This is a genomic window from Sporomusa sphaeroides DSM 2875 (genome assembly GCF_001941975.2).
Lineage (GTDB): Bacteria > Bacillota > Negativicutes > Sporomusales > Sporomusaceae > Sporomusa > Sporomusa sphaeroides.
Map to the genome: position 1 here is coordinate 2,379,483 of NZ_CP146991.1, position 24,428 is coordinate 2,403,910.

Sequence of the window (24,428 nt, forward strand, 5' to 3'; positions counted from 1 at the left end):
GACCGGAGGTCATGGCAAGTGTCAACGTGACAACGCTATGGGAGGTTATATTAATTTGCGTTAAGGATAAGTAAGCTCTAAGGTCTTAGCCGCTTCATTCAAATACACATAAGCATCAAAGTAACGATTTATATTCGTAATTTTAATGTAGGGCACTGCTGCGACCATCTCAACCGGAACATTAACACTCTGCCCTTTATCGTTGATGGTTAGCTTATGTTCTTTTTCATTCCATTCAAACTTATGTTCCATCATTTCTGCTAACGAGAGCGCCGGTACTGCCAAAATCCCCTGAATTCTAAGCACTTCCAAATTCACCGGTTGTTCGTTCAAAAAAACCTTTAATTTATCAAAATTCCAGGAATTTTCTTCTGAGTGCCAGCTCTGCTCACCGCTAAACAACGCTGCTATACTGGCGGCTGAAACAAATACCATACTGCCACTGGCAATGCCTGGTACACTGACTGCTTCATTCCGGGCAGTTTTAGTTTTTTCATCCCAGTGTATTTTCTGTTTCAGCGCCTCGGCAAGTGAATAAAGGGGAATGTAGGGAACTTCCTGCACAATCAGCCCGCGTGAGGTTAGCAGACTGCCATTCACTCTAATAGGAAATGGTTTGGCGATAACTACCTGCTTGTCACTGGGTTTGTTGAGTATATTTCGCAGAAATTCATCACTGACAAAATCGTTTAGGTAATAGGTATTAAGCTTGTTTCTTATATCCCGCACGGTTATACTGCCATAATTATAGACATCAGGATATACTGACAGCAATATCTGGCCGGTGGTATTTGTCCGGACCTTTATTCGGTCATAAGTGATCCGTACCGGTGTACCATAGCTCACCTTGTCAAAAAGCTCTTCCACATCTTCTTCGTACATACGAATACAGCCATTAGATACGGCTGTTCCGATAGACCAAGGCGCGTTTGTACCGTGAATGCCATAGGTATGCCAAATTCCTATCCACCTGTATCCCAGCGGATTAGCCGGGCCTGTGGGCACCACTATCCCCTTCTGATCCGGCGGATACCAGGCAGGATTTACTTCCTTGCAAATAATAGAATAATTCCCAAGCGGAGTTGGGGTAGCCGGCTTGCCGATAGCTACCGGAAACTCCTTCAGCAAATTATCTCCCGAGAATAATTCTATTGTCCGGCTGGGCAAATTCACGATAAGACTTGGTGCAACCAGCTCGGCACTCGGTTTGGCATAGCCGATAGATACTGTTAGCAACAAAAACACATACAGCCACAAGGTAACCCGGAGTAACACTTAGCATCCCTTCTTCACATCGTTTTTTGTAGCAATATCATAATATGAAGAATGCAGGCTCAGATATTACCCCTTAAGCCAGCCTTTAACCTATAATTTTTTAACATACTTACTGAAGATTAAGTATCTGTTGGTGTACCACCCGTAACCGCCGGTGGCGTTCGTCAACAATCGGAAGATAGATATGAATCTGTGCACCTGTATTGCCAGCAGGTAATGGATTGATATTGATAAAGCCACCATGCTCACTAATAATCCGGTGAGCTACCGGCAACCCCAGTCCCATATGTTCAAGTTTGGTGGTATAAAACGGTTCGAATACCCGGGACAAAATTTCCGGCGAAACGCCGGAGCCTGTATCACCGATGGCGATGACAAGCATACTTAGCTCAGAGTTAATCCAGGATTTTACTGACAGTACGCCCTTGCCCGGCATTGCTTCTATGGCGTTTTGCATAATGTTAACAATAGCCTGTTTGATTAAATTACTGTCAACATTGAGCAGCGGCAGATCAGCAGCCAGCTGTTTGTCAATGTCAATCTGTTCACCACCAAGCTGTTTGAAGGTCAATAGCAAGGCTTCTTCAATGACGCGGTTTATGTTGATGCTGTTTTCTTTGTTCACAGGCGGCTTGGCAAACAAAACAAGGTCTTTTACCACATTATTGATGCAAGATACCTCATCCAGCATCATCTCCAGCACATCACGCCCCACCGTATATTGATCATCTTCCAGCCGGCCGAGCATTACCTGCAAATACCCGCTTATGGTTGTAAGAGGAGTCCGCACATGATGAGCCACTCCGGCTGCCAATTCGCCTAAAGACATAAGCATCTGCGTTATCTGTATCTGCTTTATCGCGGCCCGTACGGCAGATAAGTCCTGGATAATAACAATTAAGCCGTTTGTTTCCCGGGCAGCGCCTCTAAGCCTTAGTGTATCAATATGAACATAAACAAACTGATCTTTGACTTTTAGCTTTAAATTTGCAGTATGTAAATCCTCATATTCATCCATATGAAATACCTGCAAAAACTTTTCACCATGATGTTTAAATACATCGTCTACCCGTCTACCTATGGATTTACTCCTGTCAATACCACAAATCTTTTCTGCTTCACGATTGAGATTTTTCAACTTAAGCTCATTGTCTATGAAAATAATTCCTGTGGTGGTTTCAAAAGAATCTTGACAGTCATCCTCTCTGGGTAAGTACACTACGTTATTATCGAGAGCTTCTGCCGCAGACATTGTCGATCGCCTCCTAGTGACCAGCTTTACCTTTGGTGCTGTTAAACATTCTTGTAAATTATTGTAATTCCTGCTAAATTAGCCTAATTAGTTTTCGTAAAAAACCGACACTTTTTCAAGCTTCCTTGTCGAAATTAATAGCTGGAAACCAACAACCCTTGACCTGCTTACGGTTGGAGCGCCGCCTAATTCGACACGATGACTTATTTACCTATGGTTATCCTGCTTATTATTCAACATAATTAGGGCTGACATTTCACTTAATTTACAATATTTGTAATAAAAAACACTAAATTACAAATATTTCCATTTATATTTTAACCTGCAACAATAGTAAAAGGCAGTGTTCCGGGCAAATTATGCCTTGGCTCACTGCCTTTTACTTAGCAATATATAATATCCAAAAGCTATCGTATACAATTCTTATTTTAGCTAAATAATCGCTGCCAGAATGATTTTTGCTTGGTGGGTTCTTTTTCTTCCGCCAGTTGTTGCAACCGGGCATCTACCAATTGAAAATGTTCGGTGAGTTCCGCTTCCATACGCTCCTCAAGTTTAGAAACTTCTTGCCTTAAATCATGCAATTCTTCCTGCTGTCCGTTTACAATACTAATGGTAGCTGCAATTTGCTGTAAAGCCTGGTTTTGTGAAGCAATAACCGCCATAATGGTAGAACCTTCAACCTGAGCTATTGGCGATAAGGCTTGCGATTGGACCAATTCTTCCTCTTGCGGAGCTGTTGCGCTGCCGTCCTGCGATTCGGCATCGACTTCAATAAATCTTGCAAACCGCCTATTGAGATCACGAGCAATGTCATCTGCATTTTTATTTTGGTGCATACCTTTCGCAATAGCCTGGAACACTTCAACGGCTTCAGGGTAAAAACGTTTCTTTTTCCCTTCGCCGGTAGCCGGCAAATAATCCATAAATAAATCGCGATAATACCGTAAAGTGCTTTGCGGAATACCAATTTCCTGCGATATGTCTTTGATGCTAAGCAATTCTGTCATAAAACCACCCTCCATGTTTTTGTAGTTGCGATTATATTCGCGCTTGCAGGGTGGTTCTCCTGCTATTTTTATGAATTAATGTAAAAAAATACCAAAAATAAATTTATATTCATTTCTTATGAGAATAATGTCAATAATTTATAAGCCGTCAAGTAAAAAGAAGGCCGGAAACAAAATATTGTTCTCTAGGGGATATACGCAGAACAAGGCATCCATATTATGAATGCCTCGTTCTGTTCCCTAATATCTCGTTGTGTTTTGGCGTAAGGCGAAATTACTTAGCAGGTCGGGCTGCAGTCATCATTACAGAAGCAGAATAGCAACAGAATAATGATAATTATTATAAAGCAACCACCAAAGCCGCCTCGACCTCCAAAGCCGCCGAATCCGTTAAATCCCATATGTGCGCCTCCTATCCACAAAGTAAGGGGTATGTTGTAATCTATGAATGGCTGAGTAATTTTGCTACAAAAAAACGTTCATTTAATTCGTGCCGAATTGAAGCCGGAAATAGAAAAACCGCACCCTGCAGGATGCGATCCACTTATACCACCTTTGTTTTCTAATGAATATACCGGTACCGTACGCAATGTAACGGTAAAAAAAGGCAATGGGTAATATTTGTCTATTTTGGGGAACCATTAGCCATTAAAATACTAACCATGCACCAATAAACTATTAATTCGGACAGCTCTTCTAATACCTGCGAATACGGCTTGAGTAATAAAATTAAATTTCTTTCAAAAATAAGCTGTGAAGCTATGGCGGCAATAATTAACAGAACCCCATCAACCGTTGATATGTAGACTTTTTGTTTAATATGCTCCCAGTTGAAATTGCGCCACAATCCGATTAGTGTACTAATAATGATAACCGTAAGCACCGGATACACATACTTACCATACCAAATTGCATGAATCGACGGAAACGTAGGGCCATCCGGTCCGATAGTTATCGGCTCAAAAAATACCCGTCCCCAGCTCAATTCTCGCCCAACCATCATCAGCCAAACAACTATCATCCATAAACACAAATTATGAATTTGTCTATCATCGCGGTTATGATGCGCCAACCTCCAAGATAAGAATGCTCCAAAAATAAGAATAGCCACCTGTGAATTTTCTATCAGACCATTTTCCCAGCCGCACCACTCCGGCAGGAACAAACCAAGAGGAAATAGCAATACCGTCAAAAATAAAGATACCCAGGTTGTCGGAAATATCCTCCGCGTAAATAATTGCTTCTTTTGTATTGACATCGAATTACTCCTTCAGTGTTAACCAGCTTATTCATAGATAATTTACTAGTTAACGTATAAGCCCCTTTTTCAAAAAAATAATTAAAGCCACTCCAAGCAATGCTGAGAGCGGCTTATTTCGTCCAAAAAAATTCAAATAAATGTTAAAATAGTTTTCGATTCAATTGGTGCCCGGGAAGGGACTTGAACCCCCACGTTGTTACCAACAAAAGATTTTGAGTCTTCCGCGTCTGCCATTCCGCCACCCGGGCATTTATTATGTTTATGTCCTATAGCGGACATTAGTTATAATACCACCTGCATTTGTTATTGTCAAGTAAGTTTTTTACCATGAAAAAATAACTCTTCCTAGAAAAGGACAATCTGATTTTATGGCAAATATATAATTTTGATTTACTACTATCACAAAGGAATTAACTATGCCGACAATTAAACTCAATGACCGTATAATTACTTATTCACTGCGTCTTGATAAACGCCGGAAAACCATTCAATTGCGGCTGCTCCCTACTGCCGTAGTTGAAATCGCAGCGCCAGGGAAACTCACCGCTGATGAAGTTAAGCAGATTCTGACAAGTAAAAGCAGATGGCTTACAGGCCGGCTAAACAAACAAGCGGCACTTGCCGCCAACCCTGTGAACCAGACGCTGACACCCGGCTCTCAACTGCTGTACCAGGGCCAGACTTACACTCTTGTTGTTTTGCCTGGCAGCAATAACAAGCCGGAAGTAATAATAAAGCCCTCGGAAATTCTCGTAAAGCTGCCTGGACCGAGGATGGCCGCAGAGCATTCTGTCACTACCGAACAAATACTAAAAGCCTGGCTAATAAACCAGGCTGGTGAACAATTTCTTGTCAGAACCAAGCATTGGGCGGCATTAATTGGCGTTCGCCCGGTACGTATAACCATCAGAGATCAGAAAACCCGCTGGGGTAGTTGTTCAAGCCTTGGCAATATCAACTATAACTGGCGAGTCATCATGGCTCCTCCCCGGGTAGCTGATTATCTGATTATTCACGAGCTGTGCCATTTACTGGAGCCCAACCATTCTGTTAAGTTTTGGAATGAAGTCAGAAAGTTTGCTCCTGACTATCAGGAATGCCGCAAATGGCTCACCGATAACGGCAAAGTTTTATGTCGTATCTTTTAAACTATCCCTTTGTTGCCAGCTCTTTCTCCTGGATATATTTCAGCAGCAGTTCGGCGGTATTACCGGTAATTTTAAGGCAAGTACGCCGCTGCTCCTGAGTGCCGAATTCATGAGGATTGAGCACCCGGCAACAGGCGGCGCCAAACTTTTCGGAAAAGATGCCATGGAAATCATGGGAGCTGCTGTAGATAGGACCGCGGCTTTGCTCCTTATTGTCCCGGCCCTGGAACATCCCCAATACCATGGTGGCGCCTGAAAGAGCGCCACACATACAGCCGGCATGACCAAGACCACCGCCGAAGCCTGACGCCATCTTTAAAGCCTCATCAGAAACATCTAACTGATAAAAGTCACGAAAAGTCCTTACAATAGTCTCAGAACAATTGTAGCCTTCTTTGAAGTTTTTCCCTGCCAGTTCTTTGATGCTTAGATTATTTTGCTCTTGTTCGCTCATAATTTGTTTCCTCCGTTCTTCTATTTAATACTATACTTTCTCCTGACGCACCGAAAAACCTCTGCCTGGTTGACATTGGCAGAGGTTTTTTTCGTTACTTGATACGTTGTGCCACCCAATATGCCAATATGCCTCCTACCCCGCCGGTAACCAACTGCGGCCAGCTCATTGCCAGCATAATGCCTGCGGCCACTTTCGGGGAAATCGCGATAAAAGTAAGCAGCCAGGCAAATATTCCGTATAAAAGTCCGCTTTTACCCAAGGTTGCCAGAACAATGCCGGGAATACGGCCCAACTGACGACCGGCTAAAAACAGGAGGATGTATGCCGCATTGCCTAGGGCAACTGGTAAAATGAATACCGGCAAAGGCAGCTGTCCCTGAAAATAAGCCACAACCGGGGCTATTGCGGCAATAATGAGTGCAGGCCACAAACCGGCTTTTTGTGCAGCAATAAGCAAGGAAGCATTAACCAAGCTGCCAATAATAAACATTGATAAAAACGGCGGCAAGGGAATAAAAAACCGCAGCGACTGAAAAATCAGGGTAAGCGACAATAATAATGCCGTTCTGGTAATAATCCGGCTGTCAGACATGAGTATTCCTCCCGGCTATCTACGCCGGCGATTAGTGTAACCGCGCCCAAACATTATATAGGCTAAGAGTCCCAACAGAGCCAGATTGCCAATTACCCCGCTTATTATTCCCAAATCAACCAGAACGTTGACAGCAGTTAAACCGCCAAGAAATATCATAGAGCGCCGCATATCAATAAAGGGGTCGCGACGCAACAGCAAATAAGCTACCCCAAGTACAGCTAAATCAATGACCACCCAAGCCAGTGTATTGAGAACAAAATACTTTAACATGCTGCCTACAATCATAACCGCCAAAACTTGAAACCACATTTGATTCATTCTTAATTCCTCCTGATAATTTATTGTACTCTGGAAAGCAATTAATTTCTGCTAACAGCTAAGAAGGATCCTAATAAATAAAATTATGCCTGATTAGGAAAATTCCTGCCTTCAAACGCTTAACTTCGGGAATAACACAAATAAACATTAATAATTTTCAAAATTAATGTTTATAGTTTTGTAAGTTTGAGCATACTTTTATTACACGAGTTAAGTTATTAAGGAGTGAATAGCATGAGTGAAGAAAAAAGTTTTTCTTTTACTTTATTTGAACCCCATCGTACCCGGCTGCCCAAAAATGATCAACCAGCCATTGAGGTGCGCCCAAATGGCCGTATTGTTTTTAACAAACAGGCCACACAGCTTTTAGAAAACAATAGTTTTTGCATGTTAGGCTATGATCCCGCAAACCGGGCACTGGGGATTCTTCCTCTGGGAGAACTAAAGCCCAACACTTTTCCTGTACGCTATGCAGCCAAAGGTGCCTATATCGGAGCAAAAAAATTTTTTAAACACTTCGATATCTTACCCAGTCAACTACTTGAAACAGCTCCGTTTAAAAGCGGTGAATTTATCGGCATAACGTTATAATAACAGTATATCTTCCGCTGTACGCAAAAGTTACTCAAATACGGGTAGCTTTTGTTTTTTGGAGAAACGTTTTCTCTTGTCAATTATTATCAACTTGCGGTAGAATGAAAACAATACATTGATTAGAGATAGGAGAACAATTATGTCCAAAAAATCTACACTCTCTATGCCGGAACTACGCACTGCTTTTGAAGCGCACGGGTATATAAGTGATAAAGAGCTTCTTACCACTGTCTATTTGGCGCTTAAGCTGGAAAAACCACTGCTTGTTGAGGGTGCCCCCGGTGTCGGTAAAACCGAAATTGCCAAGGTGCTTAGTAAAGTGTTTGATACCGAACTTATCCGTCTGCAATGTTATGAAGGTCTGGACGAAAACAAAGCCTTATATGAATGGAATTACCAGCGCCAGCTCATCAAAATTCAAATGTTGCGGGACACTGCTTGCCAGAACCTTTCTGAAGATGATGTATTTTCTTTAGACTACTTATTGGAACGCCCGCTGTTAAAAGCCATTCGAGCAGAAAATCGGCCAGTCTTATTAATAGATGAAATCGATAAAACTGACGAAGAGTTTGAAGCTTTTCTCTTTGAGATCTTATCCGACTTTCAAATCTCGATTCCGGAACTTGGTACTGTCAGCGCCAAACACATTCCCATTGTTGTGCTGACAAGCAACCATGACAGAGAATTATCGGAAGGCTTGCGCCGGCGGTGTGTTTACTTATATATTGACTATCCGACCATTGATAAGGAAATTAATATTATCCGCGCTAAAATCCCTGAAGTCACAGAAAAATTAGCTCTGCAGATTGCCACTGCCGTTAATCATCTGCGTAACAGTCTGACACTGAGCAAACAGCCTTCCATTGCCGAAACACTTGATTGGACAAGGGCGCTCATTGCCATGCATGCCGACCACCTTGATTCCACCATGGTTAAACAAACAATGGGGCTGCTATTTAAAAACCGCGATGATTTGACAGCCTTTCAAAAGGATATGGGTGCCGATGGACTCTGCGCTGCTGTCAAGCAAGCAACAGGTATGACGAACACAGCTTACCACTGCCATAACGACGACGCAAGCTGCGGAGGCTGATCACATTGAACTCACTTGCCGATAATATCGTAGGATTTGCTCAGATTTTACGCCAACTCGGAGTACGGATCAGCATTGCAGAGACCATTGATGCCGTAAACAGTCTGACAATCATTGATAATTTTGACAGGGACGAATTCCGGGCAGCTTTGAAAAGCACACTAATTAAGAATGCGGAAGATCAAGCAGCCTTTGAGCAAACCTTCAATTTGTTTTTTGTACCGCCTGAAGCAAAGCAAGAGCAGCGTGAGGCCTGGGATTCCAAACAACAGCTTGATCTTGAGCAATCGCAGCAGGCACAGGAAGAACTGGTCTTTCAGGGCCGTCCGCTTGATATTCCTGACGAACTTAGGGATGTCTATAAGCTCTTGCCTGAAATGGAAAAACAGCGGCTGCAGGAATTCCTGGAGAAAACCTCGACAGGTCATAATGTCAAGGAATCGTTTCAGCCGGTAGTGGAAAATTTGCTCAAGAGCTCTTTGTCATTCTGGCAGCGACAACTGTCGCCGGAAGATTTAGCACAATTGGCGGCCGCCCGGCGGCAATTATTGGGGTATGACGAGCTGGATCATGTCGTGGATTCAGCAGCAGGTCTTGGCGGCACAGGACGCAATCCCCTGCTGTACAAAAATATGCAAGACATTGCCGAACACGAAATTCCACAAGTTACTTCGCTTATCAAGCGTTTGGCGCATCGTCTGACAACTCGTATCTCCCGCCGTTTCCGTATGACCGGACGCCGCAAGCTCATTGATATCCGTCAAAGTATTCGCCGCAATATGCGCTATGGCGGTATCATGATTTCTTTAAAATATAAAACCCAAAAAATTCATAAGCCTAATATTGTTGTCTTGTGCGATGTATCAGCCTCTATGACCAAATATGTCCGGTTTACCCTGCCACTGCTTTTTGGTCTGTCCAGTGTTGTGAAAAATATTGAATCCTTTGTTTTTGCCACCGACCTGGAAAAGGTAACCGGTTATTTTCGCGGCAGAGATGATTTTGCTCAGGTTACGGAAGAACTAATATCAAGTTCCGCCCAAATGGGGCAAGGTACTAATCTTTATATTGCTTTAACAAGTTTAGAAGCTCAATACAAAAAACTGTTGTCACCTTCTACCCTGCTATTTATTATCAGTGATGCCAATACACTGGCGCCGCTCGAAACCGCCGGCGAATTATCGCTGATCAGCAAAAAGGTTAAGCGAATTTTATGGCTTAATACCCAACCCAAAGAACGCTGGAGCCAAAATAGCGCTATTCCGCTTTTTTCTAAACATTGTTCCATGTTTGAGTGCTATTCTCTGGCACATTTAACTAAAATATTATCTCTTAATCTGACCCGTCAATCGTGATGAATGGAATTACTGTAATACAGAATATATAAAAAAGGATGTGACTGACCATGTATTTTGATGGACCCTCATTAGTTGCCCATTATCAGCGTTGGCTCACCACGTATCGTGAGCCTATTGAGGAAAAGTTAACAACCGCTCTAAGCCACAGAGACCAAAAGCAAGCTATGCACAACGCTATGGAAGTCCTTTTGACCGAAGTTTTACCCATGGCCTTAGCTGAAATGATTTTGTACAACAATGGACGCCTGGAAGAATATATGCAAGAACAAGGCGGCGGTTGTTCCAGCTGTGCCACCAATCTTAAAGGATAAATAAACTGCCGCAGGCCTTAAAGAGACCTGCGGCAGTTTATTTACTTTGCGGCGCGGTGAAAACTCGGTGCTTCACTGGCAGGCTGAACATGTGCCGCAGGTTTGAGCCGGAACCGGCAAGCCGAACATCCCCAGCTTTTTCCCAAACAAGTTTGTTTCCGTATCAATTCGTAAAAGAATTTTGTCATTATAATTAACCACCGAACTGTGGGCATGAACCATAACTCCATCAATGGTAAACGTTTGATAATCCTCCTTTTCGTGTTTTTCCGGCTCGCCCACATGCACGGCCGGAACATCTGCTGTCTGGAGGCTGCTGCAACCGGGTATCAGGCGTTTCTCAATTTTAACCGTGATTACGCCGCCTTCCTGGGCAATAAATTCCTGTGCCCGTTCTGTCACTGTCATATTCATGAGTTTTCTCTCCTTTTTTTAAAATATAGTATTTATTAATAATGATTATACATTATCCGGTAATTTTCTGCCAACTGAAAAATTGGCTAAGTTTAAAGCTATATAGGTTGAATTAACCGAACTTTTATTGCAGTTTCAGCAGTTACGGCCTATAATAAATAGTGGTTTTACTATACTTTGTCCCGGAAAGGATTGCCAATGAACACATTAGCACTATTTTACCTGGCACTAACAAGCGTTTCATTTTTCTGGGGAACTTCCTATGCTGCCGCCAAAATTGGCATGTATGAGCTGTCACCCATTAATTTAGGCATTTTCCGCGCTATTCTCGCGGCTGTCCTTTTTGCGATTATTTTAGCAAAAATGGACCGCGGCAGTACCATTGAGCGCAAAGATATTCCGAAGTTCATTCTTTTGGGGTTTTTGGTAATTACATCTTATTTTTACCTTCACTATACCGGGCTTAGTTATACTACCACAATCAATGCCGCACTCATCATTGCTACCAGTCCCATCTTTACCGCACTACTGGGAGCGGCATTAGGCTGGGAAAGAATCGGCACCGTCGGCGGTATCGGTATTATGCTGGCCTTTGTCGGTGTAAGCCTGATCATTACCAATGGTCAGCTGGGCACTATATTTCAGTCAGCTACGTTGCTGGGTAATCTCCTGCTCTTATCCAATGCCTTAGTTTGGGCCGGGTTCACCCTGTACGGCAAACCACTTTTGCAGAAATACCGCCCCTTCACAGCCATAGCTTATATTCATATTTTCGGTACAATCATGCTGCTGCCATTCGCTTTTTTCCCTACAAAAATCGCACCCCTGCCTTTTATCCAGCAAGTAACGACCATAAGCTGGCCGACTGCCGGTGCGGCATTGTATCTGGCAATACTATGCTCTGTATACGGTTATTATATGTGGTATACCGGAGTCGCACGTATCGGACCTGTGAAAACTGCCGTCTTCAGCTACTTGAATCCGTTGTTCGCCATTTTAGCCGGCGTTTGGCTGTTAGGAGAAAAACTAACCGGCTATACTATTTTCGGCGGCATACTGGTTATTGCCGGGGTCTACCTGACCAATCAGTACAAACAGGCGGCGCTGCCTGTCAAACAACATTCTGCCTACGGAAGAGTGGAACAGTATGAATAAGCAGCATATCGTTGCCCTTGATTATATTCGCGGCCTGGCCATGCTTGGCGTTATCGGCATCCATACAGGCGCCTATTCGCTTTCCTACCCGGATAGCAGTCCGCACCTTTTTGCGCTGTTTGAAATTTTCACCAGATTTAGTGTGCCGATATTTTTCTTTGTATCGGCATTCGGACTATTTATCAGTCAGCCGCTGGCCGCTGATTTTAATTATCCGGCATTTATGCGCCGCCGCTTTAAATCCGTACTCTTACCCTATCTGGCCTGGTCAATTCTGTATATGCTCCATTATACCTGGATAAGCCGTGATGCCGGCATCTGGCATCTGCCAACTGTATATGAATATTTTTTCTTTGGTTTGGCTTCTTATCAACTCTATTTTCTGGTTATTTTGCTTTGGTTTTATGCCCTTATGCCATTATGGCGGCAGCTTACACGCCTGATTGTAAAAGCTCCGGCAACAAGCTTGCTCATACTGCTCTTCGGGCAAATCGTCTTTAATTATTATTCAAGCTATCTGCTCAAAACCGGGTTTGACAACTATTACCTGAATGTGGCTGTCCAATACCGTATGAATTATTGGATTTTTCATTACCTGTTTATCTTTATCCTTGGTGCCGTTTGCGCTGAACTCTATCCTCAATTTCAGGCCGCTTTGGAGCGGTACAGGCAAAGGGTTACTATATTCTTTACTGTGACTCTGGGCGGAATGCTCTTGGCTTATTATTACTTTATCTACTTTAAACAGTTTAGTCTGGAAGCAGCCGTTAATACCGTCCACCAACTCAGTCCTATTGGCGTATTATATACAGTAGGTGCAACACTATTTTGGTTTAAACTTTTCAGCACGCCACTGTCCAAGTGGTTGTCGACCTTGTTAAACCGGATGGGAGAATACTCTTATCTGATTTATCTTGTGCATCCACTAGTTATGTATCATTTGTTTGCTCAACTTACTAAAGCTTCGATTCCGTTAACACCATCTGCTGCGATTGCTTTCTATCTGGTCACTCTTGCTTTAAGCACCGGGCTGGCCCTGCTTATCACCAGGGCTGGCAGCCTTATTCCTTTAGTAAGCCTGGCTCTTACCGGCAGCTTTCCCAAGCAGCATCTTCTCCGGCATAAGCATAACAGGACCATGTGATACAAGCTTGTATATAAAATGGGGCTGGGTAACTTCTCGCAAAGTTGCCACAGCCCCTTGTTCTTTATTTTATTCTGAAATAAATCCAAGCTTTTTTAACTGCTCACGGTCGGCTGCGGTTATCCCTTCGCCGGTATTGAAATCAGCCCCGTCGGCTGTCGCGCGCTTTTGCCGGCGTTTAATCCTGGTACAATACAAAAATAGCAACTGACAAAACTTCTTGATCGATTTGTTATGTCCGGCGTTTCCCTGTCGCTTAATCCAGTCAAGATAGATTTGTTCAATGATATCGGCGGCGGTTACAGCAAAGTTCTGTCTGCCAACAAATTCTATCAGTTGCAGACACTCCCGCACCAATACATATAATGCCTGTTGGCGGAAGCTGTCCTGCAGCGGGCCGGCATTAAGTTCTGCAATAAGTAAACGGCGCCCCATTTCAAACAATGGATAGCCAACAGCAAAACATTCTGTTAAAGTCCGTTGGGCTATCGCCAGCCTGGCAGCCTGGCCGGCGCCATCAACCGCCTGCCGCCAAATACTGACGGTTCTCATTTGTACCGCCAGTTCGAGATTTGTCATGGAGATTGCACCGGTTAACCGGCTATAAGGATTCCGACTGTCCATACCTGCTAAATAATTGCATTCGGCAATGATTATCGTTATTGCCTGCTCTGTTAATAGCCCTTTTTTCACCAGTTGATCGATATATTGTGTCAGTATTGCAAGCTGACTGGCATCACCGGTTTTTACTATCCGGTGCAACCAGGCCGAAAGTATCCCGGCTACCTGCTCCTGGCTCGAAACCGTTGACTGTACGGCCATCAGCCAAGTCTCTAGTTTACTCTGCAGCTCAAGGACAAGACCGGTATCCTGCCGGCGCAGAGCAAACAGTCCGATAAGCCGCAGCGCCCGCATGACAGATGCATGGTCGGCTTCATCTGCCGCTGCCCCCATGCCGGCAGCAATAACCTCCACTGCCCGGGCAGCCAGGAAATTCTGACGCTTTTTCAGGCTGAGAACAGCAATAAGTGCAAGTTGTTCAACTGCGGCCGGCACTTCACCTGGCTTCATATTCTTCAACAAAGGCCGAAAGGCATCAATACCGTGGCCGGCAATATCAAGCTGGTTTGACTTTACAGCCAGATATACAGCGGCAGTAAGCCGCAACGGTTCTCCCGGCCTCCCTAATCCTTGGCCTAAAGCCAGCTTTAACAAATCAAATGCACGGTAAGCATCAGCTGCCTTACCGGCATACAAACTGGTATTGATAATTTTATAAATCCGGCTAAGTATGCGTTTGCCGGCAGCAGCTTTTACCTGCCGCTTAGTAGTGATCTTATTTAATTGAGCTGTAATGTGCGCAAATTGCCAATCAAGCCGCCTGGTATAGCACCACCAGGCGGCTAAGATGATCCCAATCAGCGTTAGCGCAAACAACCATACTGACATAAGGGTTCTCCCTATCGAGCGTTAATTTCTCCCTGATATACGATACCACGGGCGGCATCCACAGTAACAATGGAACCATCCTGCAGACGTTCAGTAGCGCCTTCAACACCAACAAGTACCGGCATGCCAAAGCTTACTCCCACAATAGCGGCATGAGAGGTCAGTCCACCTTCTTCAGCAACAATGGCCGCTGCTTTAACCGCATAAGAGGCAGTATCTTCATCAATGCTGCTAACCACCAAAATATCGCCCTCTTGGAATTTAGTTTGAATATCCTTAACAGAATTTACAATAGCAATTTTACCGGTTACAGCCCGTTGCCCGATACCTGTGCCACGCATCAGGATATTGCCGACAATATGCACCCGTATCATGTTAGTGGTGCCAGACATACCGGCAGGCACACCGGCAGTAACAACAACTAAATCACCGTCTTTAACAACTCCGGCTTGCAGCGAACTGGCGACCGCACTTTGCACCATTTCGTCAGTATTATTGAAGCTGGGTCCCAAAATCGGATAAACACCCCATAATAACAGCATCCGGCGCACCGTTTTCATACAGGGGGTAACGGCCACAATGGTAGCCTGAGGACGGTATTTTGATGCCATTCTGGCGGTATAGCCTGTTTGTGTTGCCGTTACAATTGCGGCAGCACCTAATTCATAAGAAATCTGCGCAGTGGCATGGCTGATAGCATCTGTAGTTGTCCGCTGAAGCTGAATGCCTTTGCCTCGCAGAATGGTATTGTGACTTAGTGAGGTTTCTGTACGCATAGCAATCCTGGCCATGGTCTGGACAGCCTCGAGCGGGTATTGTCCGGAAGCGGTTTCACCACTCAGCATAATAGCATCCGAACCGTCAAGAATAGCATTGGCAATATCGCTGGCTTCCGCTCTGGTAGGCCGCGGATTGGTTACCATTGATTCCAGCATTTGGGTAGCCGTAATAACAGGCTTACCAGCCTTATTACATTTTTGGATAAGCATCTTTTGCACCAGTGGCACTTCTTCAGCGGGAATTTCTACGCCAAGGTCACCCCTTGCCACCATGAGGCCATCTGACACTTTAATAATTTCATCAATATTCTTAACACCTTCGGCATTTTCAATTTTAGGGATGATATCCATCGAATAATTGGCGTCTTCCAGTATTTTGCGAATAGCAAGTACATCGGCTGTCCGCTGAATAAAAGAAGCGGCAATAAAATCCATTTGATTTTCAATCCCAAATTTAATATCGGCAACATCCTGCTCGGACAAGGGCGGCAGGTTAACGGCAATACCAGGTGCCGCAACCCGTTTGCGGTCGCCAATTTGCCCACTGTTATTCACAGTAGTAATAATATCATCGCCTTCAACCGCATCAATGTGAAGACTTACCAAACCATCGGAAATAAGTATAGTTTGTCCGGGGGCAACTTCTTGTGGCAAAAACTTATGATTGACGGAAGCGATCTCTTGGGTGCCCAGAAGCTCGCGTCCTGTCAGCACAAATTTCTGGCCTTTTTCCAAACAGACCTTGCCATCAGCAAATAAACCCAGCCGCATTTCCGGTCCTTTAGTATCAAGCATAAGCGCTATTGGCTTGTTAACAGCTTGGGCAGCCTCTCTTACTCTGGCAATACGTTTCGCATGTTCTTCATGAGAACCGTGAGAGAAATTAAACCGGGCAACATTCATACCGGCAGCCATCATGGCTTCTAAAACACCTGGTTTATCTGTGCTGGGACCCACAGTGCAAACAATTTTCGTTTTTTTCAACAAATCGTATCACTCCTTATGCTATTTGCTGGTTACCTAATAACTAACCGGTGCTTCAACTTCAGCTTCAGTCAGCGGGAGCATAGAAAAAATTCCCTGCAAGTCATGCGATTTTAGTTATAGATGTGCTTCTAACTCCATCTGCAACTAAAACTAACGTGTTACGTATTGGCACAAAATAGAATTAGCTTCGTCGGCTTCTGACTCCAAAACCAAAATTTCATACATGCCATCCCCGAGCGCGGACACGACTCCTGCCGGACGAATATTAGCAAGTACACCTTCATTGCACAGTACATTTTTAAACATTTCAGCCTGTGCCCGGTTAGAAGCTATATATACTACGGTCCACATATGTATCCTCCTATTAGCTTCTTACTAGTTAATCTGCAAAGAAAACACGACTGGCGCTGAGCCTCTGGCGAAAGCGGAAGCCAATGCTACCCTTGCCCTTTGTTTTTAAGAAAGTTATACACATGGTATACTTCACCATTATAAGCCAATATCCTCTAGCTGCACGCAGTCCTATAAAGATTTTCTTTTTGCGTATGTTGTTAGTTTGCAAAATAAAACCCGGACTCATAAGCCCGGGTTTTACTTTACACCTGGAAGTTATTGGGTCTTAACTGTCGTAGCAGCAGAGCGGTCAAGCTTCGCATCATAAGTTAACAAACTTACTACAACAAAGACTGCAGCATTAGCTACTAATGCCACAAACCCGGCATTCAGGTTCAAATTGGCAAAAGGCAGTGGGTCCATTTTTCCAAGAATAAGCGCAAAAACAAGTATTTCTCCCACAATCAGCCCGGCATAGGCTCCCAGCTTTGTGGCTTTCTTCCAGCACAAACCCAGCACAAGCATGGGGAAGAACTGAGTAACGCCGGAATAGCCGGTTAAGAGCAGGTTTACAAGCATATTGGGAACAAATATAGCCAGTGCCAGAGCAATGGCTGTCAGCACAAGCACAACCATCCTTGCCAGCCTTCCAATAGTTGCCGGGCTGGCATTCTGACCTATTGTCCGTCCATATACATTACGCGAAAACAGCATCGAAGTAGACAACAGCAAGTCAGCCGCCGGTATCATACAGGCCAGTGCTCCGGCACCGCCCACCAAGCCGAGAGCCCAGCCCGGGAAAACTTGCTGAACAATGGCCATAAACGCCATGTCAGGTGTCTTAAGTGCCGGCACCAGCACCAGCAGCGCCGTAAAACCAATAAGCATCGGGAAAAGTAAACAAAATTGATATAATGGCAAATACACGGCATTATGACGTAATACTTCATTGTTTTTAGCACTAAAACTGTTTGCGGAAAAATGAGGCCACATGTAAAAGCCTAAGCTAGTGACCACTAAAGTTGACATCACCCAGCTTACATCCAGATTCTTGGTGCCGCCAGGCAAAGTTAAGAAACCCGGTTTTGCCGCATCCAAGGCTTCAAACATGCCGCCGACACTACCGAAATAGTGTGCCGGAAGATATAAACCAAAAAATACTACGGCAGCCATCATAATAACATCTTTTATCGCTGCCGTGGCAGCAACACCCTTTAAACCGCTTATGTACACAAAGGTAGCCACCATAGTAAAGGCTATCAGCATAGCCGGTACACGGGTAATTTGCCCATAGGAGCAAGTTTCAATAATCAGACCAAGCCCTGTTAACTGAAGCTGCAAATAGGGCATCAGGAAAGCTATCCCTATACAAGCCGTGAGTATGCCCAAGGCTTTGCTGTTATATAGCTTTTCCACCAAATCCGGCTGCGTCATCAGACCATGCTTGCGGCCTACTGTGGCAATAGCCGGCAGTAAATAATACCCTACTACATAGGCCAGCGCCCCATAACCCAGGATATAGAAAGTCGGTCCGCCACGTGCGTAGGCCCAGCCGCTTGCTCCCAAAAAAGCAAAGGCAGTATAGATCTCGCCAGCCATAATAAACCAATTAAGCCATCGGCCAAAACTCCGGTTGCCAACAGCCCACTCTTCCAAACTCATTTTCTTATTCATACCGGGAATCATACCAACAATAGTAGCGCCAATAACAAAGATAAAAATAACAATAAGCGCAATTACCTCATTACTCATTATTACGTCCCCTTCTTTCGTTCATGGTGCTCATTCCGCCTCTTTATTATTTTTTGAGTCAATGGCATAAAGAGCCTTAATGCATAAGAATGCTACAATAATTCCAGCTACCAGCCAAAAGGCTAAAAACGGCAGACCCATAACCATTGGTTTAACGCGGTTGACAAAAGGAATCATACCAATTGTCCAGATAAAAGGAATTAGCGTTAAAATAATTTTAACCGGACTCAAAATCCTCACCTCCCTGCTATTTCATTACTAAATCATGCCTTTAACAGATGCAAGGCAGAATTCACCATAACCTCGACCCCATGGCTAAGTGCCCTTTCGTCCATATCAAACTTAGGATGGTGATGAGGGTAAACAACCCCTTTGGCCTCATTACCAACACCAATAAACATGAAGCAACCCGGTACCTGCTGCTGATAGTAGGCAAAATCCTCACCTACCATGGCCGGACTTAATTCAATCACTGCCGTCTTGCCTAAGACCTTTTCTCCGGCTGTGGCGACAACTTGTGCCACTTGCGGATTATTGATAACCGGCGGAAAACCATAGAGACTTTCCAGCGTATAAGCAGCGCCTGCAGCAGCGCAAATCCCGTTGCAAATCCTGTCAATATTAGCGAAAATTATTTCGCGGATATTTTGCGCAAATGTCCGTACCGTTCCCCGCAAGATTGCCGTATCGGGAATTATATTGAAAGCATCGCCTGCTTTAAACATCCCAATTGACAGCACTGCCAGCTCCTTGGCATTTACCTGGTTGCCGGTAATGGTTTTTAAAGCCAGCACAATCTGAGCGCCAACGTACAACGGATCAATTGTTTGATGCGGCATTGACCCATGACCGCCGCGACCTTTAATCGTAATAGTAAACTGATCTGGTGAAGCCATCATCGGGCCATAGGTTATCCCCATTGTCCCTACTGCCAGCGGCTGCCAGAGATGCGCCCCTATTATCGCATCCACCTTAGCCAGCGCGCCTTCATCAATCATAGCAATAGCACCACCGGGGAAGCTTTCCTCACTCGGTTGAAATAGCAGCCGGATATTGCCTGTCAGTTCATCTTTAATGCTGCTAAAAACTTTGGCACTGCCAAGCAGCATGGCAATATGACCGTCATGGCCGCAGGCGTGACAGCAACCGGCGTTTTGTGAACAGTATGGCTGCTCAATCTCATCTTGAATAGGCAGCGCATCAATATCAGCACGTATAGCCACCGTTCTGCCAGCCTTTCCTCCCGTAATCTCAGCCAGAACTCCTGTCCCGGCAATCGAACGGGGTTCCAGTCCCATAGCTGTCAGTTCGGATATGATTTTTTTCTGAGTTTCATACTCCTGTCCGCTTAGCTCCGGAAAACTCCGGAAATGCCGCCTCATTGCAACAACATAATTATGTCCGTGCTGTACAAGTTCATGAATGGGTTGGTTCATATATATCATCCTCTCATCTCAATCTGGCAGCGGAATACAACCATTGAGTGAAGACTTACACAATCACAGCTAAAATCCTGCTTAATTTGAATTTTTTTACAAATATTTTTCGAGAAAATTATTTCGAACTTTCCCGTCAGGGCAAAAATAAAAGGCTCAGCCTCTGCAAGGCCCAGCCTTCATACTAAAAATCACCAATAGTAATACACTTTGTCGCCAGCATGCTTGATGTAACCGTGACGAAGTTTGTTGGTTCTGTTGTCATCGGCTTTCAATTGATCCACACCGGCATCCCGGGAAACCTGCCTAGCCGCTTGCACAGGAACCGCTCCTATGAACAAAGTAACCGCAATGACAGATAGTAGGGAAAGGAACAATCTGCTTTTCATAAATACCAGCCTTTCAAGCTACTATCGGTATATATTCGCACTCTTCCTGCCACTTCCTGCTGCCGGTTGCTAGGCACGTCATAAGAATTAAATTCCAGCTAGAATGTATCCTTATAAACGGACACTGAGCAAAAAGGCCTCTAGTTTTTGGTGGCAAATCCAATAGACTAAATTTAATAAGACAACTTAATATCAAGTACAAAAAGAACAAGAAAAGTAAAGCACTTTACTTTTCTTGTTCTTTTCTAAAGAGATGATTCTTGTGCAAACTATTTCATTCACCAAATGAAAACCAGGAGGTACATATTTTCTAAGAATAACACCAGAAAATCCTAACATTACACAATACTGGCTGAGGGGCTATTTGCTATATTTTTAATATAGCAAAAAAAGATTATTCAGAAAGGTGGGATTGTTGATGTGCATATGCAGCAGCAAGAAAGAATTGTTGTGGTGATAATCTAATCGCTTCTGGTATCTGTATGAAGCGCACAATGTGCGCACGAAAGGAATGATCATAAAGATGATGCAAGCTGGAGATACCGCATTTATTTTAATTTGTACCTGCGTTGTTTTGTTCATGACTCCTGCGGTGGCTGTTCTTTATGGCAGCTTGACGGAAAGGCGCTATGGGCCGACGATGCTGATGCAAACCTGTATTGCCATACCCGTTATTACCATTGTCTGGAGCCTGCTGGGCTTTACCCTCGCCTTCGGCAGCGATGTTCTCGGAGGCCTGATTGGCGGTTTAGACTATCTTTTCCTGCGCAATATCGGGATCGAGACCGGTGCCTTTGCACCTACGGTTTCCTTTGCGCTTTTCTTTGTTTTTCAGGCTACATTTGCCATTATAACGTCGGCATTGATTTGCGGCGCCGTCGTCGGTCGTATGCGCTTACTGCCTTATATGCTTTTTATCTCTCTTTGGAGTCTCCTGGTATACAGCCCCGTGGTACATTGGGTATGGGGCGGCGGTATTTTGCAGCAATGGGGTTATGTGGATTTTGCCGGCGGCGTGCCGGTCCATATGATCGCCGGTTTCTCCGCTTTGGCGGCGGTAAAAGCCGTCGGCAACCGGGAGACGGGCAAGGAGGGCCCCAGTAATCTGACAAATGTTGTGATTGCCATGGGGATTTTGTGGGCCGGTTGGTTTTGCTTCAATGGCGGCAGCTCCATGGCAGCCGGCGGCATCGCCGCTGTGGCCATGGTTTCCACTTTGCTGGGCAGCTCCGCCGGGGCCATCGTCTGGATGATGTTAGCCTACTACCGCAATGACAAACAGGTGACGATTTTAGACCTTTCTTTCGGCGCCTTGGCAGGGCTCATTGTCAGCTCCCCTTTGGCCGGCTATGTTGTCCCCTGGGCAATTATTTTGGCTGGCGCCATCGCGGGACTCGCCTGCTATTACGCCGTACTCTTTCGCATACAGCGCAATTATGATGATACCTTGGATGTTTGGGCGCTCCACGGTGTCGGCGGCCTGCTAGGCGCTTTCCTGCTGGGAATTTTTGCTGATCCTTCTCTGGCTCCCGCTGCCGGCCTGCTTTATGGGAATCCGCAGCAATTGACGGTGCAAGCCGCCGGGATCCTTATTGCCGCCGTCTATTGTTTTTTTGTTACGTATGTCATGGTGAAGGTCATCAACCGTTTCTCCCGTTTCCGCACGGCGGGGGATGTGCCGGAGGATTTCGGCACCGAGGAGGACACTGCCGTCATGAACGGCTGAAATCCGACAGGTCAAGTACGAATGGATGCAGAGAGGAGCGGATTGTCCTGTTTAACAAAGAATTCCTAGAAATCTCTTTCCAGTTAATGCGGAACAGGGGGATTAGTATACAGTTTTAGCTACAGTTTAAATTTGCTTACTGCCTGCGTCAGCGTCTCCGCCATCCTTGCCAGCGACTCGCTGGCGGCAGCGATTTCCTGCATGGATGCTGCCTGTTCTTCGGTAACCGCTGAAACTGTCTGGGTTTGTCCGGCAGTATCCAGGTTTATGCCGGCAATGTCTTGTACGGCAGTAACAATATCCTGGCTGCCGCCGGCAACCCGCTGCACCGCCCCCGTTATTTTGCCCACCTGTTCGGATACCTGCTCAAACAGTACCACAATCTCGGCAAAGGCATGACCTGCATTATTGACAACTTCCGCTCCGAGTTTTACTTCACGGGTGCCCTCATCCATGGCGGTGACAGCACTGGCAGTCTCGCTTTGGACTTCGCTAATGAGCCCGGCAATCTGCTTGGCGGCTTCATGAGACTGTTCAGCCAGTTTGCGGACTTCTTCGGCCACTACCGCAAAGCCGCGCCCTTGTTCCCCGGCCCGTGCGGCCTCAATCGCGGCGTTGAGAGCTAAGAGGTTGGTCTGACTGGCAATACCGGCAATGGTGTTGACAATTTGGCCGATTTCATGGGAGCGTTCCCCCAGCTTAACTACAATCTGGGCAGAATGTGTTACTTTAGTTTCAATAGCAGCCATTTGCCGCACGGCGGCTTCGACAGCTTTGCCTCCTTCTTTGGCAGCGCCTGACGCTTGCCCGGAAGTTGTCGCAACTATGCCGACATTGCCGGCAACCTGATTGATCTCGTCGGAAATGCGGGCAACAACCGCCGTGGCTTCGTTAATGGCTTCGGTTTGCCGTTCGGTACCGGCTGCCACCGCCGTAATGGTTGTTGCTGTCTGGCTTGCCCCCTGGGCTGACTGCTCGGCACTTGCTGTCAGCTCTTCTGACGAAGACGCCAGCGATTCCGCCGACTGCATGACCTGCGCCATCAGGGTTCGCAAATTGCCGGACATGGTGTGGAATGCCGCCGCCAGCCGTCCGATCTCGTCATTTGACGTCTGTTCTGCCTTGAGATTGCTCAGATCACCGGCGGCAACCAGGTTGGCAGTTTCGGACAAGCTTTGCAATGGCTTGATAATACGCCGGTTTACAGCATAGGCTAAGGCCAATACGAGTAAAATCAGGGAAACAATCACCAAAATAATGTTGAAATACATCAGCTTGTTCAATCCGGCAAAGACTTCCGCCGCCGGATAGGCCAGGAACAGAGTCATACCACTGTCACCTACCGGGGAGTATACGATATAATTGTCGTTTACCCGCATAACTCCCGGCTTGTCCGCCTGCAGCGCAGCTTGGCCCAACGCCTGCCAATCCTTGTCAGCCACCTGAGTAAGTTGTACCGACAAGTCTTTTGCCTGCTCCGTGCCGGGGCCGGTATAATTGCCGATTACTAAACCAGTCCGGGTAAGCGCGAAGGCATAACCGTTCTGCCCTACCCGGATGTCGGTCAGTTGCTTCTTAAAAGTATCCAGGGTAAAATCCGCTGCGGACACGCCAATGCGCTTCCCGTTTTTTTCGATCGGATGAACGCAGCTTACCCATATCCGGCTGGCATCACTTTGATCCAAATAGGGCTCTGAATAAGCAATTTGTTTTTGCGAACTGATGCCTAATTTGTACCACGCTCTCGCATGATAATCCACTACACTGTAATCCCAGGTCAAAGCCGGGGTGCCGTTCTGGTCCTTTCCGATGTACGGGAAATGATTTTTCACATCCGGCTGATAACCATATGGTTCAAACGCTATGCCGGCCCCGGCAAACGACTTGCTTTTCTGTACGCTTTTCATAATATAATTAACTATAATCTCGTCACGGTACTCCGGTATAGTTGCAGTCATATTGCCCAGAGCCACTGCTTCATCGGCAATTTCTTTGAGGGGGATGTATAGTGCCGTCGCTTCCTGCGAAACCTGCAACAGCAACTTTTCTTCCAGTTGAGCCACGACAAATTCTCTGATCTGGGTTGATGAAACATAGGTCTGAATGCCAAATACCACAAGGGTAATGCCGGTAATGACAAGTATAAAAAAAGTCCGGATACTTTTCACAAGCCTCTCTCCTCTGCTGTTTTT

24 protein-coding genes and 1 tRNA gene are annotated in these 24,428 nt (G+C 45.4%); 8 read left to right on the forward strand and 17 right to left on the reverse strand.

Annotation, left to right across the window (positions count from 1 at the left end; translation table 11 throughout):
• Window positions 1-60 precede the first annotated feature (60 nt).
• The 5 genes from SPSPH_RS11180 to SPSPH_RS11200 form a co-directional block, all read right to left on the reverse strand.
• Complete coding sequence (locus tag SPSPH_RS11180; RefSeq protein WP_075755738.1) at window positions 61-1,275, reverse strand: L,D-transpeptidase; 1,215 nt, start codon at window positions 1,273-1,275, stop codon at window positions 61-63.
• Window positions 1,276-1,384: 109 nt separating this feature from the next.
• Window positions 1,385-2,527, reverse strand: a complete 1,143-nt coding sequence (locus tag SPSPH_RS11185; protein WP_075755739.1) for a two-component system sensor histidine kinase NtrB — start codon at window positions 2,525-2,527, stop codon at window positions 1,385-1,387.
• Between the two features lie 428 nt (window positions 2,528-2,955).
• Entirely contained in the window at window positions 2,956-3,537 is a 582-nt protein-coding gene (locus SPSPH_RS11190; protein ID WP_075755740.1) for a MerR family transcriptional regulator, read from the reverse strand.
• 625 nt (window positions 3,538-4,162) lie between these two features.
• Window positions 4,163-4,795 carry a hypothetical protein gene (locus SPSPH_RS11195; RefSeq protein WP_075755741.1) on the reverse strand — a complete coding sequence of 211 codons (633 nt, stop codon included), beginning with the start codon at window positions 4,793-4,795 and terminating at the stop codon, window positions 4,163-4,165.
• A gap of 165 nt (window positions 4,796-4,960) precedes the next feature.
• Window positions 4,961-5,046: transfer RNA gene (locus SPSPH_RS11200), tRNA-Leu, on the reverse strand.
• A gap of 168 nt (window positions 5,047-5,214) precedes the next feature.
• On the opposite strand from SPSPH_RS11200, the gene SPSPH_RS11205 reads away from it, so the two are divergent.
• Window positions 5,215-5,946 (forward strand): M48 family metallopeptidase, encoded by a 732-nt coding sequence (locus tag SPSPH_RS11205; protein WP_075755742.1) that lies wholly within the window; start codon window positions 5,215-5,217, stop codon window positions 5,944-5,946.
• Window position 5,947: 1 nt separating this feature from the next.
• Here SPSPH_RS11205 and SPSPH_RS11210 read toward each other — a convergent pair whose 3' ends face one another.
• The 3 genes from SPSPH_RS11210 to SPSPH_RS11220 all read right to left on the reverse strand — a co-directional run bounded on the left by SPSPH_RS11210 (window position 5,948) and on the right by SPSPH_RS11220 (window position 7,316).
• Window positions 5,948-6,400: a C-GCAxxG-C-C family (seleno)protein gene (locus SPSPH_RS11210; protein WP_075755743.1), complete on the reverse strand. Its 453-nt coding sequence runs from the start codon at window positions 6,398-6,400 to the stop codon at window positions 5,948-5,950.
• Window positions 6,401-6,494: 94 nt separating this feature from the next.
• The gene (locus SPSPH_RS11215; RefSeq protein ID WP_075755744.1) at window positions 6,495-6,995 is read right to left on the reverse strand and encodes a hypothetical protein; all 501 of its coding nucleotides are present in this window, start codon (window positions 6,993-6,995) and stop codon (window positions 6,495-6,497) included.
• Between the two features lie 15 nt (window positions 6,996-7,010).
• Complete coding sequence (locus tag SPSPH_RS11220) at window positions 7,011-7,316, reverse strand: hypothetical protein (RefSeq protein ID WP_075755745.1); 306 nt, start codon at window positions 7,314-7,316, stop codon at window positions 7,011-7,013.
• 234 nt (window positions 7,317-7,550) lie between these two features.
• On the opposite strand from SPSPH_RS11220, the gene SPSPH_RS11225 reads away from it, so the two are divergent.
• From SPSPH_RS11225 to SPSPH_RS11240, 4 genes are all read left to right on the forward strand, one after another.
• Window positions 7,551-7,907, forward strand: coding sequence for a hypothetical protein (locus tag SPSPH_RS11225; RefSeq protein ID WP_075755746.1), 357 nt, complete (start codon window positions 7,551-7,553; stop codon window positions 7,905-7,907).
• Window positions 7,908-8,049: 142 nt separating this feature from the next.
• Entirely contained in the window at window positions 8,050-9,003 is a 954-nt protein-coding gene (locus SPSPH_RS11230; RefSeq protein ID WP_075755747.1) for an AAA family ATPase, read from the forward strand.
• 5 nt (window positions 9,004-9,008) lie between these two features.
• Window positions 9,009-10,358 (forward strand): vWA domain-containing protein, encoded by a 1,350-nt coding sequence (locus SPSPH_RS11235; protein WP_075755748.1) that lies wholly within the window; start codon window positions 9,009-9,011, stop codon window positions 10,356-10,358.
• Between the two features lie 50 nt (window positions 10,359-10,408).
• On the forward strand, window positions 10,409-10,672 hold the full coding sequence (locus SPSPH_RS11240; RefSeq protein WP_075755749.1) for a hypothetical protein: 264 nt from the start codon (window positions 10,409-10,411) through the stop codon (window positions 10,670-10,672).
• Window positions 10,673-10,744: 72 nt separating this feature from the next.
• On the opposite strand, the gene SPSPH_RS11245 is transcribed toward SPSPH_RS11240, so the two are convergent.
• Entirely contained in the window at window positions 10,745-11,086 is a 342-nt protein-coding gene (locus SPSPH_RS11245; protein ID WP_075755750.1) for a CC/Se motif family (seleno)protein, read from the reverse strand.
• 198 nt (window positions 11,087-11,284) lie between these two features.
• Here SPSPH_RS11245 and SPSPH_RS11250 point away from each other — a divergent pair, with 198 nt between their 5' ends.
• Together SPSPH_RS11250 and SPSPH_RS11255 are read left to right on the forward strand one after the other, a co-directional pair.
• On the forward strand, window positions 11,285-12,241 hold the full coding sequence (locus SPSPH_RS11250; RefSeq protein ID WP_075755751.1) for a DMT family transporter: 957 nt from the start codon (window positions 11,285-11,287) through the stop codon (window positions 12,239-12,241).
• Entirely contained in the window at window positions 12,234-13,385 is a 1,152-nt protein-coding gene (locus SPSPH_RS11255) for an acyltransferase (RefSeq protein WP_075755752.1), read from the forward strand. Before SPSPH_RS11250 ends, SPSPH_RS11255 begins: the two co-directional genes overlap by 8 nt.
• Before the next feature lie 69 nt (window positions 13,386-13,454).
• On the opposite strand, the gene SPSPH_RS11260 is transcribed toward SPSPH_RS11255, so the two are convergent.
• From SPSPH_RS11260 to SPSPH_RS11290, 7 genes are all read right to left on the reverse strand, one after another.
• Window positions 13,455-14,834 carry a hypothetical protein gene (locus SPSPH_RS11260; protein WP_075755753.1) on the reverse strand — a complete coding sequence of 460 codons (1,380 nt, stop codon included), beginning with the start codon at window positions 14,832-14,834 and terminating at the stop codon, window positions 13,455-13,457.
• 11 nt (window positions 14,835-14,845) lie between these two features.
• Entirely contained in the window at window positions 14,846-16,600 is a 1,755-nt protein-coding gene (gene pyk, locus SPSPH_RS11265; RefSeq protein ID WP_075755754.1) for a pyruvate kinase, read from the reverse strand.
• Window positions 16,601-16,750: 150 nt separating this feature from the next.
• A complete protein-coding gene (locus tag SPSPH_RS11270) occupies window positions 16,751-16,951 on the reverse strand; it encodes a putative signal transducing protein (RefSeq protein WP_075755755.1) in 201 nt (66 codons plus the stop codon).
• A 258-nt stretch (window positions 16,952-17,209) separates the two neighbouring features.
• Window positions 17,210-18,685: a sodium:solute symporter family protein gene (locus SPSPH_RS11275; RefSeq protein WP_075755756.1), complete on the reverse strand. Its 1,476-nt coding sequence runs from the start codon at window positions 18,683-18,685 to the stop codon at window positions 17,210-17,212.
• A gap of 30 nt (window positions 18,686-18,715) precedes the next feature.
• Window positions 18,716-18,925: a DUF3311 domain-containing protein gene (locus SPSPH_RS11280; RefSeq protein ID WP_373325895.1), complete on the reverse strand. Its 210-nt coding sequence runs from the start codon at window positions 18,923-18,925 to the stop codon at window positions 18,716-18,718.
• A 23-nt stretch (window positions 18,926-18,948) separates the two neighbouring features.
• The gene (locus SPSPH_RS11285) at window positions 18,949-20,121 is read right to left on the reverse strand and encodes a M20 metallopeptidase family protein (protein WP_075755758.1); all 1,173 of its coding nucleotides are present in this window, start codon (window positions 20,119-20,121) and stop codon (window positions 18,949-18,951) included.
• Window positions 20,122-20,312: 191 nt separating this feature from the next.
• Window positions 20,313-20,441, reverse strand: coding sequence for a hypothetical protein (locus SPSPH_RS11290; protein ID WP_269147936.1), 129 nt, complete (start codon window positions 20,439-20,441; stop codon window positions 20,313-20,315).
• 592 nt (window positions 20,442-21,033) lie between these two features.
• Between SPSPH_RS11290 and SPSPH_RS11295 the strand changes: the two genes are divergently transcribed.
• A complete protein-coding gene (locus SPSPH_RS11295) occupies window positions 21,034-22,236 on the forward strand; it encodes an ammonium transporter (protein ID WP_075755759.1) in 1,203 nt (400 codons plus the stop codon).
• A 119-nt stretch (window positions 22,237-22,355) separates the two neighbouring features.
• Here SPSPH_RS11295 and SPSPH_RS11300 read toward each other — a convergent pair whose 3' ends face one another.
• Complete coding sequence (locus tag SPSPH_RS11300; protein ID WP_075755760.1) at window positions 22,356-24,404, reverse strand: methyl-accepting chemotaxis protein; 2,049 nt, start codon at window positions 24,402-24,404, stop codon at window positions 22,356-22,358.
• Window positions 24,405-24,428 lie beyond the last annotated feature (24 nt).

Bases quoted from the DNA above. Each gene is read 5' to 3' on its own strand.
- SPSPH_RS11295 (WP_075755759.1), top strand. From the start codon at position 21,034: ATGATGCAAGCTGGAGATACCGCATTTATTTTAATTTGTACCTGCGTT.
- SPSPH_RS11205 (WP_075755742.1), top strand. From the start codon at position 5,215: ATGCCGACAATTAAACTCAATGACCGTATAATTACTTATTCACTGCGT.
- SPSPH_RS11185 (WP_075755739.1), bottom strand. From the start codon at position 2,527: ATGTCTGCGGCAGAAGCTCTCGATAATAACGTAGTGTACTTACCCAGA.
- SPSPH_RS11270 (WP_075755755.1), bottom strand. From the start codon at position 16,951: ATGTGGACCGTAGTATATATAGCTTCTAACCGGGCACAGGCTGAAATG.
- SPSPH_RS11225 (WP_075755746.1), top strand. From the start codon at position 7,551: ATGAGTGAAGAAAAAAGTTTTTCTTTTACTTTATTTGAACCCCATCGT.
- SPSPH_RS11250 (WP_075755751.1), top strand. From the start codon at position 11,285: ATGAACACATTAGCACTATTTTACCTGGCACTAACAAGCGTTTCATTT.
- SPSPH_RS11240 (WP_075755749.1), top strand. From the start codon at position 10,409: ATGTATTTTGATGGACCCTCATTAGTTGCCCATTATCAGCGTTGGCTC.
- SPSPH_RS11195 (WP_075755741.1), bottom strand. From the start codon at position 4,795: ATGTCAATACAAAAGAAGCAATTATTTACGCGGAGGATATTTCCGACA.
- SPSPH_RS11260 (WP_075755753.1), bottom strand. From the start codon at position 14,834: ATGTCAGTATGGTTGTTTGCGCTAACGCTGATTGGGATCATCTTAGCC.
- SPSPH_RS11255 (WP_075755752.1), top strand. From the start codon at position 12,234: ATGAATAAGCAGCATATCGTTGCCCTTGATTATATTCGCGGCCTGGCC.
- SPSPH_RS11230 (WP_075755747.1), top strand. From the start codon at position 8,050: ATGTCCAAAAAATCTACACTCTCTATGCCGGAACTACGCACTGCTTTT.
- SPSPH_RS11220 (WP_075755745.1), bottom strand. From the start codon at position 7,316: ATGAATCAAATGTGGTTTCAAGTTTTGGCGGTTATGATTGTAGGCAGC.
- SPSPH_RS11210 (WP_075755743.1), bottom strand. From the start codon at position 6,400: ATGAGCGAACAAGAGCAAAATAATCTAAGCATCAAAGAACTGGCAGGG.
- SPSPH_RS11285 (WP_075755758.1), bottom strand. From the start codon at position 20,121: ATGAACCAACCCATTCATGAACTTGTACAGCACGGACATAATTATGTT.
- SPSPH_RS11245 (WP_075755750.1), bottom strand. From the start codon at position 11,086: ATGAATATGACAGTGACAGAACGGGCACAGGAATTTATTGCCCAGGAA.
- SPSPH_RS11190 (WP_075755740.1), bottom strand. From the start codon at position 3,537: ATGACAGAATTGCTTAGCATCAAAGACATATCGCAGGAAATTGGTATT.
- SPSPH_RS11215 (WP_075755744.1), bottom strand. From the start codon at position 6,995: ATGTCTGACAGCCGGATTATTACCAGAACGGCATTATTATTGTCGCTT.
- SPSPH_RS11275 (WP_075755756.1), bottom strand. From the start codon at position 18,685: ATGAGTAATGAGGTAATTGCGCTTATTGTTATTTTTATCTTTGTTATT.